General features: G+C 63.5%; 20 protein-coding genes and 1 tRNA gene. 19 read left to right on the forward strand and 2 right to left on the reverse strand.

Annotation, left to right across the window (positions count from 1 at the left end; genetic code table 11):
- Positions 1-11 precede the first annotated feature (11 nt).
- From DVB37_RS04680 to DVB37_RS04690, 3 genes are read left to right on the forward strand one after another with little or no spacing between them, the layout of a single operon-like run.
- Positions 12-290 (forward strand): sarcosine oxidase subunit delta, encoded by a 279-nt coding sequence (locus DVB37_RS04680; protein ID WP_046803450.1) that lies wholly within the window; start codon positions 12-14, stop codon positions 288-290.
- A complete protein-coding gene (locus DVB37_RS04685) occupies positions 287-3,298 on the forward strand; it encodes a sarcosine oxidase subunit alpha family protein (RefSeq protein ID WP_120154053.1) in 3,012 nt (1,003 codons plus the stop codon). Before DVB37_RS04680 ends, DVB37_RS04685 begins: the two co-directional genes overlap by 4 nt.
- Positions 3,288-3,905: a sarcosine oxidase subunit gamma gene (locus tag DVB37_RS04690; RefSeq protein WP_120154056.1), complete on the forward strand. Its 618-nt coding sequence runs from the start codon at positions 3,288-3,290 to the stop codon at positions 3,903-3,905. The genes DVB37_RS04685 and DVB37_RS04690 overlap by 11 nt, the downstream gene beginning before the upstream one ends.
- 97 nt (positions 3,906-4,002) lie before the next feature.
- Here the strand turns inward: DVB37_RS04690 and DVB37_RS04695 are convergent.
- Positions 4,003-4,078, reverse strand: a tRNA-Gly gene (locus tag DVB37_RS04695).
- A 114-nt stretch (positions 4,079-4,192) separates the two neighbouring features.
- Entirely contained in the window at positions 4,193-4,846 is a 654-nt protein-coding gene (locus DVB37_RS04700; protein ID WP_052945941.1) for a cytochrome b, read from the reverse strand.
- Between the two features lie 343 nt (positions 4,847-5,189).
- Here DVB37_RS04700 and gspG point away from each other — a divergent pair, with 343 nt between their 5' ends.
- From gspG to DVB37_RS04780, 16 genes are all read left to right on the forward strand, one after another.
- The gene (gene gspG, locus DVB37_RS04705; RefSeq protein WP_046803437.1) at positions 5,190-5,618 is read left to right on the forward strand and encodes a type II secretion system major pseudopilin GspG; all 429 of its coding nucleotides are present in this window, start codon (positions 5,190-5,192) and stop codon (positions 5,616-5,618) included.
- A gap of 25 nt (positions 5,619-5,643) precedes the next feature.
- Positions 5,644-6,090, forward strand: coding sequence for a lytic transglycosylase domain-containing protein (locus DVB37_RS04710; protein WP_046803436.1), 447 nt, complete (start codon positions 5,644-5,646; stop codon positions 6,088-6,090).
- 1 nt (position 6,091) lies between these two features.
- Positions 6,092-7,285, forward strand: a complete 1,194-nt coding sequence (locus DVB37_RS04715) for a type II secretion system F family protein (RefSeq protein WP_046803435.1) — start codon at positions 6,092-6,094, stop codon at positions 7,283-7,285.
- Between the two features lie 41 nt (positions 7,286-7,326).
- Positions 7,327-8,925: a GspE/PulE family protein gene (locus tag DVB37_RS04720; RefSeq protein ID WP_162941157.1), complete on the forward strand. Its 1,599-nt coding sequence runs from the start codon at positions 7,327-7,329 to the stop codon at positions 8,923-8,925.
- Positions 8,906-9,661 (forward strand): hypothetical protein, encoded by a 756-nt coding sequence (locus tag DVB37_RS04725; protein ID WP_046803434.1) that lies wholly within the window; start codon positions 8,906-8,908, stop codon positions 9,659-9,661. The genes DVB37_RS04720 and DVB37_RS04725 overlap by 20 nt, the downstream gene beginning before the upstream one ends.
- Positions 9,649-10,176, forward strand: a complete 528-nt coding sequence (locus tag DVB37_RS04730) for a hypothetical protein (protein WP_162941158.1) — start codon at positions 9,649-9,651, stop codon at positions 10,174-10,176. The genes DVB37_RS04725 and DVB37_RS04730 overlap by 13 nt, the downstream gene beginning before the upstream one ends.
- On the forward strand, positions 10,173-10,745 hold the full coding sequence (locus tag DVB37_RS04735; RefSeq protein ID WP_046803432.1) for a hypothetical protein: 573 nt from the start codon (positions 10,173-10,175) through the stop codon (positions 10,743-10,745). The genes DVB37_RS04730 and DVB37_RS04735 overlap by 4 nt, the downstream gene beginning before the upstream one ends.
- A gap of 11 nt (positions 10,746-10,756) precedes the next feature.
- Positions 10,757-11,209, forward strand: coding sequence for a hypothetical protein (locus tag DVB37_RS04740; RefSeq protein WP_162941159.1), 453 nt, complete (start codon positions 10,757-10,759; stop codon positions 11,207-11,209).
- 49 nt (positions 11,210-11,258) lie between these two features.
- Entirely contained in the window at positions 11,259-13,091 is a 1,833-nt protein-coding gene (locus DVB37_RS04745; protein ID WP_162941160.1) for a type II secretion system protein GspD, read from the forward strand.
- 9 nt (positions 13,092-13,100) lie between these two features.
- A complete protein-coding gene (locus DVB37_RS04750) occupies positions 13,101-13,577 on the forward strand; it encodes a type II secretion system protein (protein ID WP_104143582.1) in 477 nt (158 codons plus the stop codon).
- Positions 13,552-13,941 carry a type II secretion system protein gene (locus DVB37_RS04755; RefSeq protein ID WP_046803429.1) on the forward strand — a complete coding sequence of 130 codons (390 nt, stop codon included), beginning with the start codon at positions 13,552-13,554 and terminating at the stop codon, positions 13,939-13,941. Before DVB37_RS04750 ends, DVB37_RS04755 begins: the two co-directional genes overlap by 26 nt.
- Before the next feature lie 52 nt (positions 13,942-13,993).
- Entirely contained in the window at positions 13,994-14,422 is a 429-nt protein-coding gene (locus DVB37_RS04760) for a type II secretion system protein (RefSeq protein WP_240434128.1), read from the forward strand.
- A gap of 243 nt (positions 14,423-14,665) precedes the next feature.
- Positions 14,666-15,352 carry a response regulator transcription factor gene (locus DVB37_RS04765; RefSeq protein ID WP_046803427.1) on the forward strand — a complete coding sequence of 229 codons (687 nt, stop codon included), beginning with the start codon at positions 14,666-14,668 and terminating at the stop codon, positions 15,350-15,352.
- 145 nt (positions 15,353-15,497) lie between these two features.
- Positions 15,498-16,670, forward strand: a complete 1,173-nt coding sequence (locus DVB37_RS04770; protein WP_120154069.1) for a sensor histidine kinase KdpD — start codon at positions 15,498-15,500, stop codon at positions 16,668-16,670.
- A gap of 239 nt (positions 16,671-16,909) precedes the next feature.
- Positions 16,910-18,445, forward strand: a complete 1,536-nt coding sequence (locus tag DVB37_RS04775) for a lytic polysaccharide monooxygenase (protein WP_120154071.1) — start codon at positions 16,910-16,912, stop codon at positions 18,443-18,445.
- Positions 18,446-18,718: 273 nt separating this feature from the next.
- Positions 18,719-20,239 (forward strand): lytic polysaccharide monooxygenase, encoded by a 1,521-nt coding sequence (locus DVB37_RS04780; RefSeq protein WP_120154073.1) that lies wholly within the window; start codon positions 18,719-18,721, stop codon positions 20,237-20,239.

The following is a 20,239-nucleotide window of genomic DNA, read 5'->3' on the forward strand; positions in this document are numbered from 1 at the left end:
GGAGCTTACCCATGCTGATGCTGACTTGTCCCTACTGCGGCCCGCGCGCCGAAACGGAATTCACCTGCGGCGGCGAGGCCGACATCGTTCGGCCGCTGGATTGCGATGCCCTGACCGACGCGCAATGGGCCGACTACGCATTCATGCGGCGCAACGAACGCGGCCGTGCGCGCGAGCAATGGCAGCACGCCCACGGTTGCCGCCGCTGGTTCCTGGCGGAACGCGATACGGTCAGCCATGAATTTCATGGCTTCCACACTTTCGAGCACGCGGCCGGAGAACGCAAATGAGGCAACCCCATCGGCTCGCGCACGGCGGACGCCTCGACACGGCGACGTCCATCGAATTCACCTTCAATGGCCGCACCCTTTACGGCTGCCAGGGCGACACGCTGGCGTCCGCGCTGCTGGCCAACGGCGAGCATTTCGTGGGGCGCAGCTTCAAGTACCACCGCCCGCGCGGCGTCATGACGGCGGGCGTCGAAGAGCCCAATGCCCTGGTGCAGCTGGAAGACGGCGGGCATACCGTGCCCAACCCGGCCGCGACGACAGTTGAACTGTATGAAGGCCTGCGCGCCACCAGCGTCAACGCCGCGCCCGACCTTGAGCGCGACCGCATGGCCATCCTGCAACGGGTGGGGCGCTTTATTCCGGCGGGCTTCTACTACAAGACGTTCATGTGGCCCAGGCGCTGGTGGCCTCGCTACGAACGCTTTATCCGTCAGGCGGGCGGGCTGGGGCGTGCACCGGCGCAGCCCGACCCGGACCACTACGACAAGCGCTACGCCCATTGCGATGTCCTGGTGGTGGGAGGCGGGCCTGCCGGCCTGGCCGCGGCGATGGCGGCGGGCATGGCGGGCGCGCGCGTGATCCTCGTCGACAACCAGTCCGAACTGGGCGGCGGCCTGCTGTCCAGCCCCGCGCTGATCAATGGCGCGGCCAACAACGACTGGATCCGTCAGACGCATGCCGCGCTGCAAGGCATGAGCGATGTGCGCATCTTGTCGCGCAGCACGGCGTTCGGCTATCACGACCAGAACCTGGTGACGGTGTGCGAGCAGCTTAGCGACCATCTCCCCGTCACGGGGCGTCGCGGGGTGCGTCAACGGCTATGGAAGGTTCGCGCCAAGCAGGTCGTGCTGGCCACCGGTGCGCACGAACGGCCGTTGCTGTTCGGCAATAACGACTTGCCCGGCATCATGCTGGCATCGGCGGTGTCGACCTATGTGCGGCGCTACGCCGTGCTGCCCGGGCGGCGCGTGGTGCTCTACACCAACAACGACGGCGCGTATCGCACGGCGCTGGACTTGCGCGAGCAGGGCGCCAACGTGACCGTGGTGGACCCCCGGCCGCCAGGGCGAGGGGCCTTGCCCGACGCCGTGCGCAGCGCCGGCATCGAGGTGCGCAATGAATCAGTGGTGTTGCAGGCGCGCGGCGGGCGGCACGTGAAGGGCGTGGTCCTGGCCTCTTACGTGGGCGGGCAAGCCGGGCCGGCCACTGCCCGGCTGGCTTGCGATCTGGTCGCCGTGTCCGGCGGCTGGAACCCGGCGTTGCACCTGCATGCGCAGTCGGGCGGGCAGACGCGCTGGGACGATGCCCATGCCTGCTTTGTGCCGATGGGTTCGCAACAGGCGCAGGCCAGCGCCGGCGCGGCCAACGGAGAGTTCTCGCTGGCACTGGCGCTGGAAGGCGGGGCAAAGGCGGGCAGCCGGGCAGCGATGCTGGCGGGCCTGAACCCGGCGGGCGCGCTGGCCTGGCGCACCGCCGACATCGCGCAAGATCCGTTGATGCCGCTGTGGCAGGTGGCCGGTCGTGTGCGTCCCAGCCGGGGCGCCAAGCAATTCGTGGACTACCAGAATGATGTCACAGTGGCCGACATCCACCTGGCCGTGCGCGAAGGCTATCACTCGGTCGAGCACGTGAAGCGCTATACCGCCATGGGCTTTGGCACCGACCAGGGCAAGCTGGGCAACATCAACGGCGCGGCCGTCCTGGCCGACGCGCTGGGCAAGACCATTGCGCAAACCGGCACCACCACCTATCGGCCAAACTACACGCCCGTGGCGTTCGGCGCGCTGGCCGGGCGCGAGCTGGGCGATTTCTTCGACCCCATCCGCAAGACCAGCGTGCACGAATGGCACGTGTCGCGGGGTGCGGTTTTTGAAGACGTCGGCAACTGGAAGCGCCCGTGGTACTTTCCGTTGCCCGGCGAGAGCATGCAGGCCGCGGTGGCGCGCGAATGCCTGGCCGTGCGCAACGGCGTTGGCATGCTGGATGCGTCCACGCTGGGCAAGATCGACATCCAGGGTCCGGATGCGGCAACGTTGCTGAACTGGGTCTACACCAACCTGTGGAGCAAGCTTGAAGTGGGCAAGGGCCGTTATGGCCTGATGCTGGACGAGAACGGCATGGTGTTCGACGACGGTGTCACGATGCGCCTGGGCGAGCAACACTATCTGATGAGCACCACCACCGGCGGCGCCGCCCGCGTGCTGGCATGGATGGAACGGTGGCTGCAAACCGAATGGCCGCATCTGGATGTGCACCTGACCACCGTCACGGACCATTTCGCCACCTTCGCCGTGGCGGGGCCGCTGGCGCGCAAGGTCTTGCAGAGCGTCTGCCCCGACATGGACTTTTCAAACGCGGCATTCCCGTTCATGAGTTTTCGTGACGGCTCGGTTGCCGGTGCCGGCTGGTCCAGCCCCGCGCGCATCATGCGCATCAGCTTTTCGGGCGAACTGTCGTACGAAGTCAACGTGCCCGCAAACCTGGGGCAGCGCGTCTGGAATGCGTTGATGGAGGCCGGCCACGAGCACGGCATCACGCCCTACGGCACCGAAACCATGCACGTGTTGCGCGCCGAAAAGGGCTACATCATCGTGGGCCAGGACACGGACGGCTCCATGACGCCGCAGGACCTGGGCATGGGCGGCATGGTTGCCAAGTCTAAGGACTGCCTGGGCAAGCGTTCGCTTTCACGCGCCCACACGGCAAGCGCGCAGCGCAAGCAATTCGTCGGCTTGCTGGCGCGCGATCCGGCGGTTGTGCTGCCCGAGGGCAGCCAGATCATGCACCGTGCAAGCCGTGCGCCCATCGTGCCCATGATCGGCCACGTCACGTCCAGCTACATGAGCCCCACGTTGAACCGGTCGATTGCGCTGGGGTGGGTGCAGGACGGGCAAGAACGAATGGGGCAGCTGGTGGAAGTGGCGCTGCCCACGGGCGGCTTCATGCCGGCCACCATACACAGCACGGTTTTCTACGATCCCGAAGGAGGGCGCCAGCATGTGGACTGAAACCTATCAGGAGTCGCCCTTGAAGGGCCTCAAACCCGTACAGGCACCCGCGCAAACGAGCGACACCAAGCGCTTGCGCATCGTCGAAAGGCCATTTCTGGATCTGGCCGTGCTGCGCGGCAATGCACGGTCGCCCGGCTTTACCGACGCGCTTGAACGCGCCCTGGGAGCCGCGCCGCCGCTGGCGCCCAACACGGTCGTCCAAGGTCGCCTGCATCTGGTGGCCTGGATGGGGCCGGATGAATGGTGGTTGCAGTCGCTGGCGCTGGCGCGGCCAGCGCTTGAAGGCGCGCTGCGTCCGGCATTGGCCGGGCTATCGGCAACGGTGGTGGATGTCAGCAGCGGCTATACGGTGCTGCAATTGCTGGGCGACTCCGCGCGCGACGTGCTGGAAAAAGGTTGCCCGCTGGATTTGCATCCACGCGTCTTCGGCCCGGGGCAATGCGCGCAAAGCCACTATTTCAAGGCGGGTGTGATGGTGCGCGCGCTGGAGGCGCGCGGCGTGGAAGTGGTAGTGCGCCGCAGCTTCGCGGACTATGCCGGCCGCATGCTGCTGGACGCGGCGCGCGAATTCATGTCGCCCAACCAGCGTATCGAGCGCGCATGAAAAAAGGGCCCAGGGGGCCCTTTTTTTCAACTACCAGGGCCCGAAGGCCCTTTTTTGATTTGCAGCAGGCAAAAACCCAATGCTGCCAATCTGAATGTGGAGCGGGAGACGAGTCTCGAACTCGCGACCTCAACCTTGGCAAGGTTGCGCTCTACCAACTGAGCTACTCCCGCAATGTACTGCTACCGCTTTATCGCTACCGCTTCACTGCTGCGATTTACCGCTATCGCCATGCATTGCCATCCGCGTCTTGATGTCGTTTTCTGGCAAGCGAGGCGGAAGTATACCTAATTTTTTGAAAAATGCACGCTGGCCGTGGATCCTGATGCCGCGGTGCGTACCCGCGCCGGTTTGAAGGACGCCGGCGCGGCCTGCTTGCGCGGCGCGCGACGCCAGGCCATGCGCGACAAGGTGTCGTCGCGGGCGATGAAGTGGTGGGCGAGCGCCGCCACAATGTGCAGCCCCAGCAGGCCGTACAGCCCCCACGTCAGCATGTCGTGCATCCACACCGTGGTAACCACCAGCGCCGGATCGGCGGCGACCAAGCGCGGAAACTCCAGGTTGGTAAAGGGCACCGGCACGGCCAGGCCCTTGGCGTTGACCACGACCCAGCCCACCATGCACGACGCAAAAATGAACGCATAGATGAACAGGTGCACCGCGTGGGCGCAGGCATCCTGCATGCTGAAGTCAGCGCCGGCGGCGCGGCGGCGCGAGATACGCACGACCGTGCGCACCATCGTGACGGCAAGCAGCGCCATGCCGCAGCCGATGTGCACGATCATTACCGAGCGCATCGACACGCCCGTCTGCGCGGTCAGCACGTGGCGTAATTCGCCGGCAAGAATCAGGATGCCCATCAGGCTGACACTCAGCCAATGCAAGGCGATTTGCGAGGTGGAGTAGGCCTGTGTGGCCAGGGCGGCGGGGGGGGAATGCATGGTCTTCCTTCTAGCGGTGCCAGCCGGCTCCGCGTGCGGCGGGGCTTGGCCAAGAGGCGAGATTGAAGCGCCGCCACCCCCTGCCGCGCCATCTTCCTCAACACTTCCTGAAGGCCAAAAGCCCCTCCGCTCGGCCCCTTTAGGCTCTCTTTAGAAACGTTGTTGGCCCATCGTCCGCATGGAAATATGCCGGCCTGCGTAGAGATTTTTCCGCCTTTGATGCGCCCGGCCACACCGGCGCTCGGATCGGCATCGTTGCTCACGATGCCCGCCTCTGCCCCCCCTCGCACTTCACTCCAGATTGCCGCCGCGCGGTAATCGCTCATTCAGAAAAAGTGGACTCATGAAGACTCTTACCTTCCGACGCCGTCTTGGCCTGCAACAAGGTTTCACCTTGCTGGAATTGCTGGTCGTGCTGCTGATCATTGCGTTGCTGGCCGGATACGTCGGCCCCAAGTTGTTCTCCCAGGTCGACCGCGCCAAGGTGCGCGCCACGCAGGCGCAGATGAAGACGCTGGGCGATGCCTTGACCCAATACCGCCTGGACGTGGGCAGCTATCCCACCACCGAGCAAGGCCTGGAATCGCTGGTCAAGGCCCCGCAGGGCGCACCCAACTGGCACGGCCCGTACCTGGCCAAGGATGTGCCGGCCGATGCGTGGGGCCGTCCCTACGTGCTGAACGTGCCCGGGCGCAGCTCGGACGCAGAAGTGGTTTCTTTCGGCGAGGAAGGCCGGGCGGGAGGCAGCGGTGAACTGGTCTACGGCCTCTAAGTGGGTGGCGGCCGGGCTCGTCGGGATGACGTTCTCGGCGGCCGCCGCCGCCAGCTGCTGGCAGGAATCGGGCGACCGCCACGGCGTGGACCCCTTGCTGCTGTTTGCGATTGCGAAGGTGGAGTCGTCACTGAACCCTCGCGCCATCAACAACAACACCAACGGTACCCAGGACGTCGGCCTGATGCAGATCAACAGCATCCATCTGCCGGCCCTGGCCAAGCGGGGCATCACGCGCCAGCGTTTGCTGGACGAGCCCTGTCTGTCAATTGATGCCGGCGCCGAAATCCTGGCCGGCTTCATCAAGCGCTATGGCTACACCTGGCGCGCGGTCGGTGCCTACAACGCCGGCGGCGCCGCCAACCGCGAAGCGGCGCGCAAGCGCTACGTGAATCGCGTGTGGCAACACTATCTGCAACTGACCCAGGCGCGCGACGCCCGTTATCGCCAGTCCCAACACGCGGAGCGTTGATATGAATGAGTTCAGGATCCGCTTGCTCAAGCAGGGCACGTTGCGCGTGCACACCGTGCGCGCCTCCAGCGAAGGCGAGGCCCGCGCGCAGTTGAGCGATGCCGACGGCATGGTTCTGGACATTCAACGTTCGGCCGTGCGTCGCGGCATCAAGGCGCGCGGCAAGAAGACATTTTCGCTGGGCCTGTTGCTGCAAGAGCTGTCCACGTTGCTGGACGCCGGGCTGGCGTTGATCGAAGCGCTGGAGGCGTTAAGCGACAAGGCAGGCAAGGGCAATAAGGCGCTGCAATCGTCGCTGAGCCAGTTGTTGCGCTTGTTGTACCAGGGCCAGCCGCTATCGAAGGCGATGCAGGCGCAACCCCTGGTGTATCCGGCGCTGCTGGTGGCCACGGTGGCATCCGCCGAAGGCAGTGGCCAATTGCCGGTGGTGCTGCGGCGCTACCAGTACTACGAAACGCGGATCGAGAACATCCGCAAGAAGGTGGTGGGCGCGCTGGTGTATCCGCTGGTCGTGATCGCAGTGGGCTTTGGCATCTTGCTGTTCATGCTGTTTTTCGTGGTGCCGCGCTTTGCCATCGTGTTTGAAAGCATGCGGACCTTGCCGGCAACGGCCGAGGCCATGTTGTGGTGGGCGCGCCTGGTCAAGTCCGACGGCCAATGGCTGGGCGCGGGCATAGGCGGCAGCCTGCTCTTTGCTGCCTTGGCGCTGCGCACGCAGCGGGTCAAGGCGGCGTTGATGAATCTGTTCTGGCGCCTGCCCAAGCTGCGCGATGTGGGCAACTTGTTTGTGCTGGCGCGCTTTTATCGCACCGTTGGCCTGTTGATCGAAGGCGGCACGCCCGCATTGCAGGCATTCGAGCTGGCTGAACGCATCCTGCCGCCCGCCTACGGCGAACGGCTGGACCTGGCGTTGCAGGAGCTGCGCGCCGGCCGCAGCGTGTCGGAAACGCTGGCGCGCCACGGCTTGACCACGGCAGTGGCCGAACGGCTGCTGCGCGTAGGCGAACAAAGCGGCGATCTGGGCGGCATGTGCGAACGCATCGCCCAATTTCATGACGGCACGCTGGACCACGCCATCGAAGTCTTTGGAAAGGTGTTCGAGCCGCTGCTGATGCTGGTGGTCGGAGGGCTGGTCGGCACCATCGTCATCTTGCTGTACATGCCCATCTTCGAGATGGCCGGGAGTTTGGGATGAACGCAATGAACCAAGTTGAAATCAGTCAGGAGAAGGTCGCAATGGAAACCAAACCCGTCGCCGACGAGGCATGGTGGTTGTGGCGCGAGCGCGCCGCGGAACTGAGCCTGTCCCTGGCCGATTACCTGGACGAGGAACTGGCGCGGCGCCCGCAGCTGCTGCCCGTGCTGGCGCAAGCGCTGGGCATGGAGCCGCTAAGCGCGCAGCAATGCCGCCAGGCCACTCCGCGCTTTGACGTGCTGCCGCTGGCCGACGCCATGGCCTGCCGCGTGGCGCCTTTGCAGGTTGATGGCGAATTGCTGCTGGCGATGGCCGCGCCTTTCTCACGCGATGCGCGCCTGAAGTTGCAGGCGATGCTGTCCGGCCGCGCATTGCGCTTTGCCGTGTGCCCGACCGGCGCGGTGGACGCGTGGCTCAAGCAGGCCGAAGCCACGGAACGCGTGCTGGACGGCGTTGCCGTCGACATGGCGGACGACTCGTTGGCCAAGGCGGTCGAATCGATTTCGCTGGCCTCGCTGGCCAAGGACGAAAGCCCGGTAATCCGCCTGGTCAACATGACGCTGTATGACGGCTTGCAAAGCCGTGCCAGCGACATCCATCTGGAGTCGGACGAGGAGGGGCTGTTGATCCGCTATCGAATCGACGGCGTGATGCTGCGCATCCGCCAGGTGCCGGGGCAGGTGACCGCCAACCAGGTGATGTCGCGCCTGAAGGTGCTGTCCAGCCTGGACATCGCGGAAAAGCGCGTGCCGCAGGATGGCCGCTTCAAAGTGGTGCTGCAAGGGCGCGAGGTGGATTTCCGCGTGTCGATCATGCCGGGCAATCACGGCGAGAACGCCGTGCTGCGTCTGTTGGACCGATCGCAGCGGGGCGACAAGCTGAGCCTGGACACCTTGGGCTTTCCGGCCGAAACGGCCCGCCGCATTCGTGTGCTGGCGCAGCTGCCCTATGGGCTGACGCTGATTACCGGCCCCACGGGTAGCGGCAAGTCCACCACCTTGTATGGCGCGCTGTCCGAGCTGAACAGCGGCGACGAAAAGCTGATCACCATCGAAGATCCGGTGGAATACGAAATGGCCGGCATCTTGCAGATTCCGGTGAACGAGAAAAAGGGCCTGACCTTCGCGCGCGGCCTGCGGTCCATCCTGCGCCACGATCCGGACACGATCCTGGTCGGTGAAATCCGCGACGCCGAGACCGCGGCCATCGCCGTGCAGTCCGCGCTGACCGGCCACCGCGTGTTGTCGTCCGTGCACGCCAACGACGCGTTCAGCGTGATTGACCGCTTTTTGTACATGGACGTCGAACCCGCCACGTTCCTGGAATCGCTGAACGGCGTGGTCTCGCAGCGTCTGGTGCGGCGCCTGTGTCCGCATTGCGCGCCCGCGGGCGAAGCGCGCGCGGGCCCCGGCTGTGAGGCCTGCCGTCACACGGGCTTTCTGGGCCGCATCGCGTTGGCTGAAGTCCTGCGCCTGGATAGCCGCATGAAGACCGCGCTGCTGGACCGCTCGCCCGAGCGCCGCCAGGAAGCCCTGGCGCAATGCCCCGACTATCAATCGATGCGCGACGCCGCCCATGAAGCGGTGGCCCATGGTCTGACCACGTATCAGGAGGTTTGCCGTGCCGTCGCTATGGAATGATCACGCCGTTCTGATCGATGCCGAACACGTCAGCCTGTTGTCCACGACAACGGCCGTGCACGAGCGGCTGAAGATCGTCCATGACGGCCAGCCCGCCGAAGCCGTGTCCGCCTTGCTGGCAAGCCGCCCCTCAGTGCGCCCGCGCTGGCGCAACCGCGTGCGCATCTGGCTGGGTTATCCCTGGGTGCACACGGTGTTGCTGCCGTGGCAACCGGGCTTGCCCGGTGGCGATACGCACTGGTGCGGCTATGCCCAGGCGCTACTGCGCGAGCGCGGCATCGCGATACCGACCCGCGTGCGCCTGGGGCCGGCCAGCCATGGGCAGGCTCGCCTGGCCGTCGCGGCCGACGCCGTGATGCTGGACGCCCTGGAAGCCCAGCTGCGCGAACAGAAGTGGACGGTGGCGGCCTGCCACGATCTGCTGTCGTCGGCCTTGCATCGCTTTCAACGCGCCGTGCGGACGGACGGCGCCTGCCTGGTCCTGGCGGAAGCCGGCGCGGTGACGTGCCTGTGGCCGTCGGCGCAGGGGTGGGAAGACATGATCACCTTGCAGTTGTCGCCGGGCCAATCCCACGCGTCCGCCGTTGCCTCGGCGCAGGCGCTGTGCGACCGGCCGGTCATGCCGCAATGCGCGTGGACGTCCACCTTGGTATCCCCGGACGTCGCGCTGCCCGAAGACGCGCGCTGGCTGGGCTTTCCCCATGCCATGTTGGGAGGACGGACATGCCCGGGTTGAAGATGAACAAGCTCAATTTCACCAAGCGCGGGGCGACGCAACCGTTTGCCGCCATCGTGGTGCTGCTGTTGCTGTGCGTCGGCCTCTTGAGCGCCTGGCGTCAATGGGACCTGTGGGCGCTGCGGGTCGAGGTCACGCGCTTTGAAAGCCAGCTGGTCGAACGCCGCATGCAACAGGAACGCGAGCAGCGACGGGCGCTTGCGCAGTCGCCGGAAGAAAAGAAGGTGGACGCGCTGGTGTCCGCGCAAAGTGCCGAGGACCGGTTGCGGCCCGTGCTGCTGCGCGCCATCGAACAGGCCTGGAGCCCCCGCGTGGCCGTGATGAATTTGAAGATCGAAGGCGCCGGCAAGACCGTGCAACTGGAACTGATGGCGGTGGACCTGACCGAGATATTCGCCTTTGCCGGGCGCGTGAACGCCGGGGAAGGCATCCGGGCAACCGTGATGCGCCATGGCATCAAGTCGGGTGACCCCAACCTGGCCACGATGGCCACCGTGCGGGTGGAGCTGCGATGAAGTCCTTTGCTGAAATTCGTCGCCGCCTGGCCGCGCTGCGCCAGGGCAACGGCGGTTCCCCGCTGCGTTGGCATGCTCAATGTTGGGCCGAACGCTTCGGGCGCGGCGGGCTGTTGGCCCTGGCCGCCTTGCTGGTCTTGATCGTGCATTGCGTCGTGGTGCTGTGGCCGGAAAAGGGCACGCTGCAAATGCGGGCGCTGGAACTGAACGCCGAGCTGCATGCCTGCCAACCCCACGTTGCGCCACCCGGCAATGACATGGACGAACTGCGCGTGCAACTGCGCCTGGACCCCGACCAGCGCAAGCTGGCCGTGATGGAACAGTTGGTGCGTTCGGGCCTGCTGCTGGTCGACATCCAGTATCAGGGCGAAGACACCATCCAGGGCCGCTTGCGCCGCACGTCGGTGGATGTGACGGCGGTGGGTTCGTACCAGGACCTGAGCGCGGGTCTGCGCAAGTTGACCGAAGAGCCGCTGTTGCGCCTGGAGTCCTTGTCCTTGGACAGGCAGAAACCGGAAAACATGCTGGTGAACGTAAAGATGCGCTTGAGCATGCTGGGGGTGGTGTGATGAAGCGATGGATGACCGCGGTAATCACCGCCCTGGCGCCGGCCGCCACGTGGGCCGAGACCACGCAAGAGGTGGATCTGTTCCCCTCGCAAAGCTGGGCGTCGCTGCTGGATCGCGGCAGCGAACCTAACCAGGACACCGCCGCCCAGGCTAACGCCGCGCCGACCGACACGCCGGCCCTGGACGACACCATGCCCACCGCGCCCGAAGGCGTCGGCGCGACCGCGGCACCGGCCTTTACGGCCATCGGTGAATGGTCCGACACCGGGCGCCGCATCGTGGTGCTGGCGCATCAAGGGGAAACCTATCTGATCTGCCAGCGCTGCGATATGGACGGCGCGGTGCGGCCGGGCGGCAACCTGACGCCGCACTACCGCCTGAAGGCGCTGGAAGCGAAACGCGCCGTGCTGTTGGACCCGCAGGGCAAGGAACTGCATGTGGACCTGGCGCCGCTGGCGCAATGAGCATGGCGCTCATCGAAACGAAAAATTCTTTTGGGAATGGCAAGACATCATGATTGCAAAACCTGTCGTAATGGCCGCATTCTTCACCCTGTTGCTGGGCGGATGCGCGGCCCCGGAATCACTGAAACGCGCACTGGGCGGCGACGCGCCGACCACTGCTGAACGCCTGGCCGCCGGCCGCGCGAAGCTGGACAAGAACCCCAACGATATCGAAGCGGGCAAGGACGTGGCGCGCGATGGCGTGACGTTGACCCGCGAGATCCTGCAACGTGTGCGCGTCAAGATGGACGCGGGCGATGACGAGGCCGCGCTGCAGGACGTGCTGGAGCTGCTGACGATCAACCCTGGCAATATGCGCGCCCAGCAACTCAAGACGCAGCTGGAACAACGTGTGCACCTGAACGCCGAGCTGGCCGAAGCGGTGAGGCTGCAATTCGACCACCCGCGCGAGGCCCTGTACAAGGTCAATCGCATCTTGCAGGAGCAGCCTGGCTTTCCGTCAGCCGAAGCGCTGCGCGCCCAGCTGCAACGCCGCGACGTCGGCCGCCAATCGGTCAAGCCCCGGCTGGCCGACGCGCTGCGCAAGCCCGTGACGCTGAACTTCAAGGCGCAACCCATCGTGCAGATCCTGGACACGATTTCGCTGGCGGCCGGCGTGGACTTCGTGCTGGACCCGGACGTGCAGACGACCATGCCGGCCAGCATCATGGCCCGACAGACCACCGCCGAAGACGCGATCAACCTGTTGCTGCGGACCAATCAGTTGGAAAAGAAGGTGCTGGATGCGCACACCCTGCTGATCTATCCGTCGCGCCCGGACAAGGACAAGGAGTATCGCGAGCTGATGGTGCGCGTGTTCTACCTGAACCATGCCGATGCCACGCACGTGCTGGCGGCGTTGCGGCAAATCAGCGCGCCCAAGAACGTGCACCTGGACGAACGCGCCAATGCCGTGCTGGTGCGCGACACGCCTGAAGTGATGGCGGTGGTGGAACGCGTGGTGGCGGCGCTGGACATCGCGCAGTCGGAAGTGACGATGGATGTGCAGGTGCTGGAGGTGAACGCCAGCGACGAACTTGAAGTGGGCGTGGACTACCCCAGCGACCTGCGGTTTTCCGTGCTGCCCCAAGGTGAAAACGGCCGCATCACGGTGGGCGACCTGCTGGGCCTGAACCAGGGCAAGATCGGGGTGACCAGCCGCAATGATCTGTCGGCGGCGCTGAACCTGCTGCAAAAGCGCGGCAAGACCAAGGTGCTGGCGAATCCCAAGATCCGTGTTCGCAACATGGAAAAGGCCAGCATCAAGATCGGTGAAAAGGTGCCGGTCGTGACCACCACCAACGCCAATGGCGTGGTGACGGAATCCGTCAACTATCAGGACGTGGGCCTGATCCTGCAAGTAGAGCCCCGTATCAGCCTGAGCAATGAAGTCAGCGTGCGCGTCAGCATGGAAGTCAGCAACCTGAAGGGCGAGGTCAAAACGGCTGGCGGCGGCGTCGTCTACCCGATGAGCACGCGCAATGCGGAAACCGTGATGACGGCGCGTGATGGCGAAACGCAGGTGCTGGCCGGCCTGGTCAACCAACAGCAGACGCGCAGCAGCAGCGGTGTGCCCGGACTGAGCGTGATGGGCTGGCTGGGCAGCTTGTTCGGCGGTCAGAAGAAGACGGACCAGAACACGGAAATCGTGTTGCTGTTGACGCCGCATATCGAACGTTCGATGGCCTTGCCGTCGGCTGCCGACAGCTACTTCCCGTCGGGCACCGAGTCGCGCGTCACCGTCATGCCGATGACCACCCAGGCGCCCGCCGCCCCGGAAGCCGCGGCGACGGGCGGCGACGCCCCGGCGCTGGACGCGGTGCTGGCCAAGCCGCCGTTCTAAGGACGCGACATGCGCAAGCAATCGGGTTTCACGCTGATCGAAATGATGGCGGCCATGACCTTGCTGGCCCTGCTGCTGAGCGTTGCGCTGCCGTTCTCGGCGCTGGTCAAGCAACGCGCACAGGAGCGCGAGCTACGGCAAAGCCTGCACACGCTGCGCAACGCCATCGACGCGTATTACCAGGCCAGCCGCGAGGGCAAGGTGGACAAGCCGCTGGACCGCAGCGGTTATCCGCCGGACCTGGAATCCCTGGTCAAGGGCGTGCAGAACAAGACGGACCCCAACGGCGGCATGTTGTATTTCCTGCGCCGCCTGCCCAAGGACCCGATGTGTGAAAACTGTGAGAACCGCTCGGCGGCCGACACCTGGGATACCCGAAGCTATGACAGTTCGGTCGATGCGTTTTCATCGGGACGCGACGTGTTCGACGTGCGTTCAAAAAGTCAAAGAAGGGGCCTCAATGGCGTTCCGTACAAAGAATGGTAGGCGCGGCTGTGCCGGCTTTACGCTGATTGAGCTGATGGCGGTCATGGCTATCATCGGTGCGTTGATGTCGCTGGTGGCGCCGTCGTTTTTCAAAAGCAACGACCGTGCGCGCGAAACGGTGTTGCGTCACAACCTGCAATCGATCCGTCACGCTATCGACGATTACCGCGCCGACCATGGCAACAATCCCGATTCGCTGGATGTGCTTGTGGCCGACAAATACCTGCGCGAGCTTCCCATGGACCCGGTGACGGGTAAACGCGACAGCTGGTTGCCGCAGAACGGGGATGCGCCGGGCGTGAACGATGTAATCAGCGGCGCGACCGGCAGGGGGCTGGATGGGTTGGACTATGCGCGGTGGTGATCGCGGTGCGTTGTCGCGCCGTCAGGCGGGCTTCGGCTATCTGACGGTGCTGATGCTGGTTATGGCGGTGGCCACGGGGCTGACGGCGGTGGTGCAGCCCTGGTCGATGCAAAAGCTGCGCGACCAGGAGGCCGAGCTGCTTTTCGTCGGCCAGCAATATCAACGAGCGCTGGCGTCGTATTACCTGTCCGGCACCGCGCCGGCCTATCCCAAAACCATGGAGGCCTTGCTCAAGGACGACCGCGTGTCGTTTACGCGCAGGCACCTGCGCCGGCTGTACGCTGACCCGATAACAGGCAGCACGGAATGGGGCATCGTCAAATCGCCCGACGGCGGCATCATGGGGGTATATAGCCTGTCGGAAAAAAAGCCCATCAAGCAGGATGGTTTTGATGCCGAGTTGGGCGATATGTCAGGAAAATCCAGTTATCAGGATTGGAAGTTTGTATTTATGGGCGTTAATCAACACATCACTCATTAAAAAGATAAATGCGTCCAGGAATTTTCTTGATCATCCGCGGTCTCTCCGTTGGAGAGCCCGAGAAAATATCCGCATATTCAGCCCTGGTTGTCATATCTTGACATTTGGCTTTCCCGCTTTGGCTTTGAGAAATTTCTTATTGTTGTGACTATCCCTGCATGAAATCATTCTGTCGGGGTATCAATTGTGATTGCCGTAATAATAAAAATCTTCGGGAATTGCGCTTACATAAGAGTTGACTCAATGATCGTCGCCATTCTTGAAGATTCGCCCACTCAGGTCGAGTGGGTCACCAAACTGCTGCAAAGCCACGGCCACCAGGCCTTCTCGCGTCGCGATGGCGACGGCTTCATCGCGCTGCTGCAACAACAGCGCGTGGACGTCGTTCTGCTTGACTGGGAAGTGCCCGGCGCATCGGGCCTTGCGGTACTGAAGTGGGCGCGATGCAACCTGGCGCCCAACATGCCCATCCTGATGCTGACGCAGCGCGATGACGAGGAAAGCATCGTGCAGGCGCTGAACATGGGCGCCGACGACTACCTGCAAAAGCCGGTGCGCGAACGTGAGTTGCTGGCCCGCATGGGCGCACAGCTGCGCAAATCCCAGCGCGGCGAAGCCACCGCGTCGCAGTTCCAGGTGGGCCATTTTGCGTTCAACCTGGAAGCCAAGACGTTGACCGTGGACGGGCGCCCCGTCAGTTTGCCCACGCGGGAATTCGATCTGGCCACGATGCTGTTCCGCAGCCCCGGCCGCATCATCACCAAAGACGCGTTGTGCCAGCACATCTGGGGCACCGTTGACCGCAAGTACGACGCCAGCCTGGCAACCTATGTCAGCAACCTGCGTTCGTCATTGGGCCTGCGCTCGCGCAATGGCTATGTGATCGCTACCGTGTACAACTACGGCTACCGCCTCGAACGCATGTATTAAGCCGGCAGGCATTCGCCCCGGCCAGTGCGCCGCGCTGCTTCGGCAGTACACGCAACTTCCCCTTCCAATCGCAGTCCGCGCCTGACGTGCGCTGCCGGTCCGACCGCGTGCCTGACGCATCGCGACCCACCTTTCGAGCGTGACGATGAAATTCCTGATTTGGCCTTATACGCGCCTGGGCGCCAGAAAAAACGATGCGCTGCTGTTCTGCAACCTGGGCATCATCCTGCTGTGTTTTGCCATGCCCAGCGATGGGCAGCCCCTGACGGCGGCCGCGCCCGGCGTGCTGGCGGACTTCGGCATTCTGGCGGGCCTGGCGTTGTTCAGCGTGATCGCGGGCCAATCGAAAATGCGCTTGCGGGCATTGGGTTGGCTGATCGGGTTTTGGCTGCTGGCCGCTTTTGTCGTGATCACGGCACGCCGCTGGACGCCGATGGTGGCGCCCGTGGTGGGCGTGGCGCTGGCGTACATCAGCGTAGTCCGCTGGCGCATGGCCACGCGGGGCGCGCGCCGTGAACGTGTCTTGGCACGCACGGCCGCGCCGGTGGATGCGCCTGCCGTAACCCACGCCAAGCCGAACTGCGCTCGCGACAACGAAGTGATGCTGCAAATGATGCATGACCTGCGCAGTCCGCTGTCGACGATCCTGGTGATGGTGGAAAAGCAAAGCGCCGAAAGCGATTGCCCCAAGCAGGAAGCCTTTGCGCAGTCCGTGCGTGACCTGGCGCAGTACAGCCTGACCGTGGCGCAGGACTTCATGCATCTTTCCCGCGCGGAGCGCCTGGATAAGGCGAATTTCCTGCCCGTTTCGATGCTCGACGTGGGCCAGGAAGCCGCCGACCAAACCCTGTTGCTGGCCGAGCGCAAGGGCATCGACGTGCATATCCGCGAATGCGGGGAAAAGCTGTGGGTGTCGGGCGACTACTGCATGCTGCAACGCGCCGTCATCAACCTGCTGGACAACGCGATCAAGTATTCCAACCCGTCCACACGCATCACGTTGTGCCTGAAGCGCCAGGGCGATATGGCCCGCATCAGTGTGATCGACGAGGGTATCGGCATTGCGGATTCGGTCATGCCGCAGCTGTGCGAGGCGTTTTTTCAGGTGCAGCCCGGCAGCCGTGACGGCGTGGGCATGGGCTTGGCGCTGGTGGCCACGGTGGTGGATGCGCACGGCGGAAAATTGTCGGTCAGTTCGCGTCCTGGGAAGGGAAGCGAGTTTTCGCTCACATTTCCATTGACGCCGATGCCGTGCGCGGAAGGCAATCGCCAGGAAGCGCGGTCCGGTTATCGAACGGGCCTTAATCCCGCCTCATGAACAAGCGCCCTCGTGGCGCTTTTTTTTGGCCGTCTGGACGTTATGTATTGCGTGATTTATCGCGTTGTACCGCGTCATCAATGCGATGCGGCAAGGATGCAACACCTGCTTTTAATAGTGTATTGAGAAAGGTTTTGCCGTTTTCCAGCGCCGGGAATAATGGCTTCGCTTTCACGAGATCCGTGTGATTTCCGGTTCATGAGAATGCGAAAAACAATCCACTAAACATAGGATATTTGATGACTAAAACCACATTGCGCGGTGCAGCCGCCAAGCTTGGCTTGCCGGTCGCGGCGCTGACGCAGGCTGTGCTCATGGCCATGGCGCCGACGACCGCTTCGGCTCACGGTTCCATGATCGATCCCCCGAGCCGGGAATATGCTTGCCACAAGTTTGATACTCCTTGGAATAATCCCAAGTTCTCCGGTTGCGGCAAAGCGAACGACCTTATTGGAAACTGGCAGTCCAACTTGATCGGCGGCGTGTTCAACAACCACAAGGATCTTATCCCTGATGGCCTGCTGTGCGCGGGCGGAAAGGACAGTTGGAAGGCGCTGGATGGCGATCACCAGTGGCCCACCACGGTAGTTACGCCTGACGCCAACGGCAATGCGCAGTTCAAGTACCTGCAAACGGCACCGCACATCACCACGTACTTCAAGACCTACATCAGCAAAGACAGCTACGACCCCAAGCGCGGCCTGCGCTGGGAAGATCTGGAACTGATCGGCGATACCGGCTTTCTGCCGCGCCCGGAAGTCGTGAACGCCGTTACGCCCCTGGATGTCAAGATTCCCGCCCACTTTACCGGCAAGCGCGTGATTTACAGCGTGTGGCAACGTGACCCGAGCGACGCCAAGGAAGGTTTCTACTCTTGCTCGAACGTGGAAGTGATGCCTGCCAACGTGCAATGGCAAGCCAGCGGCGCGCTGCAAGGCGGCCAAGTCAACGTCGGCTCGAAGATGACCCTGCGCGTGTTCGATCTGAGCCGTGCCGGCGATCTGGAAAGCCATTCGATCATCGTCAAGGCCGGTGAAGAAAAGGCCGCCCAGTGGATGTACGCCCTGGCCAAGGAAGTCAACAACAAGTCGTCCGTCATCAAGGTCGGCAAGATGCAGTCCAACGGCCAAGTCTTGCCGCAGCAAAGCGACACCGAAAACCAGGTCTATGGCCTGAACAAGAAGGTTGGCTTCGCGATTGACCAGAAGGCTGCCGAGCCGGTGGATCCGCCGCCCGTCGTCATCAATGCGCCTACGGCTCAACTGACTGGCCCGGCAACGGCCAATGCTGGCGAGCGCGTTTCGCTGTCGGCCAAGGGTTCGAACAACGGTGGCGGTACGCTGAAGTTCCAGTGGACGGCTCCGGCTGGCATCACCGCTTCGGCGCTGAACCAGGCTGACCTGAGCTTCACGGCTCCGACGCTGACGCAAGACAAGTCCTACTCGTTCACCGTCAAGGTCACGAACGAAAAGGGTTCGTCGAGCAAGACGCATTCGGTCCTGGTCAAGAAGCAAGCCCAAACCGGCGGCGGCACTGACGGTGGCAACACCGGCGGTAACGAAGGCGGCAACACCGGCGGCAACGACGGTCAGACCGGCCAATACCCGGCCTACAAGGAAGGCACCACGTACGCAGCTGGCGACAAGGTCACCAACGGCGGCAAGGTCTACGAGTGCAAGATCTGGCCCGTGACCGCATGGTGCAGCGCTTCGCCGTTGCACTACGCTCCCGGCAAGGGCCTGGCTTGGCAGCAAGCTTGGGACCTGGTGAAGTAATTCCCTTCACTGTTCTCAGTCTGAGCTGAAACTGCTTGAAAATCCGCAGTGAATAACGCGGAAAAATGAAGTTCCTGGTCCCTCGTGCGAAAGCGCGGGGGATTTTTTTTGCCGCCAGATTATTTTTTTTAATGAGTGTGGGGAAATTGCTTTAAGGAATCGTTTATCAACTTTGATTATCAAAGGGCTTCCGGCCGAGAATGAATTCACCTTGTCCTGCGTGCTGCATGGAAGGTGATTTATTCAACCTCACTCTGAAGTGTTTATAAAAAAATGGCGAAATTCAAATTAACTCTGGTGGGCGGCCTGGTACTGGCGGCCGTATCCGGTTCGGTTTTGGCTCACGGCACCATGTCGCATCCGAAGGCGCGCATCCTGCATTGCCACGCGGGCAGTCAGAGCGAAGGTTGCGCCGCATTCAAGGCGCAGGGCGGCAGCGTGTACGACTGGCGTGAAGTCTGGCAGAAGCCGGGCGGCGAAAAGACCGTTGCCACCACGCCGGGCGACCGCCTGTGCGACGGTGGCACCAAGCCGTCCCATCGCGGCCTGAACGCGCTGGCCCAATGGCCCATCACCACGCTCAAGCCGGACGCCAATGGCAACGTCACGCTGAAGTGGAACCACACCGTGGCCCACCGCACCAAGTCGCTGCAATTCTTCATCACGAAGATGCCGTATGACTCGACCAAGCCGCTGCAATTCTCCGACTTTGAAAAGTTCTGCGAACAGCGCGACTTCACGCCGGCCGCGGCGGGCGAAGGTCGTGAGCAGGAATACAGCTGCACGCTGCCCGCCGGCAAGACCGGCCGCCATCTGATCATGAGCGTCTGGAACACCAACCACGTGGGCGACGGCGTGACCTCGGGCGAGTCCTATCGCGCTTGCGGCGACGTGAACATCGAGGGCGTGTCCAACGTCATCAAGCCGTCGGATATCGGCGCGCTGTACTCCATCGGTGAAACCAAGGTGGGCGATTCGCTGGTGTGGCGTTTGGCTGACCCCAAGCGCAACGGCGAATACCTGGAACAGCTGCGCGTGCCGCTGGACGAGAACGCCGTGCAGGGCGAGCGTTGGACGCAAGTGCTGGGCAATGCCGTCAACGGCACGTCCAAGCGCGTGCGCATCGGCCAGTTGGGCGCTGACGGCAAGACCGTGACGCCGATCGTAGGTGTGGACAAGTCGCACGTCTATTCGATGGACGGCAGCAAGTACCACTTTGTGGTGACCAAGGAAGCGGCCGAGATCAAGCCGGACCCCGTGGTGATCCCGCCGCTGTCCAGCATCACCGGCCCGGTGAATGTGCAAGCGGGTCAGAAGGTGCAGCTGTCGGGCTCGGCCTCGACCGGTACCGACCTGAAGTTCTCGTGGACCGTGCCGGCCGGCATCACCGTCGCGGTGAAGGACCAGCCCACGCTGAGCTTCGTGGCGCCGACGCAAACGAAGGACCAGCAGTACTCGTTCATGCTGACCACGCGTAACGACAAGGGCGCATCGGATGCGACCCACGTTGTGACGGTCAAGGGCAAGCCGGAAGTCATCGTTGACGAAGGCGGTAATGGTGGTAATGGCGGTAATGGCGGCACCGGCGGTAACGGTGGCAATGGTGGCACCGGCGATACGCCGCCCGCCTACAAGGCCGGCACTGCCTACAAGGCGCTTGAGCGCGTGACGAACCTGGGCAAGGTCTACGAGTGCAAGCCGTGGCCCTACACGAACTGGTGCGGCCAGTCGCCGTTCCATTACGAGCCCGGTAAGGGCGGCTACTGGACCCAGGCCTGGGATCTGGTGAAGTAA

This window comes from Achromobacter sp. B7, from assembly GCF_003600685.1.
Taxonomy (GTDB): Bacteria; Pseudomonadota; Gammaproteobacteria; order Burkholderiales; family Burkholderiaceae_B; genus Achromobacter; species Achromobacter spanius_B.